We start from the raw sequence: 331 nt of genomic DNA on the forward strand, positions 1-331 counted from the left end.
GTATTAGGTTTTTTATATACCCTTATTATCACATATTTGGCAAAGTTTGGGTGGAATTATCTCGAAGAATTTTTACTCTTCAGGGCTGTAACTTTTGAAATACAATATCTTTTTCGACGAGTCAAATAAATTAGATGCAGAGAAAAAATATTCTTACTATGGTGCTTTTGGTGTTGAACAATCTTTATGCGACAGTATAGTGATGGATATCAACAAGATTTTAAGAATAACAGGTAAGAAGAGTGAATATCACTTTACTGAATATAAAAATGACAAGGATATTGCTCCCTACATATATTGTTTACACCATTTCATAAAAACAAACTTACAA

General features: G+C 29.6%; 1 pseudogene. It reads left to right on the forward strand.

Annotation, left to right across the window (positions count from 1 at the left end):
- Nucleotides 1-94 precede the first annotated feature (94 nt).
- Nucleotides 95-331: pseudogene (locus tag GW534_RS16270) on the forward strand (DUF3800 domain-containing protein); the annotation flags it as partial.

This window comes from Pallidibacillus pasinlerensis (assembly GCF_009996845.1).
GTDB lineage: Bacteria > Bacillota > Bacilli > Bacillales > Caldibacillaceae > Pallidibacillus > Pallidibacillus pasinlerensis.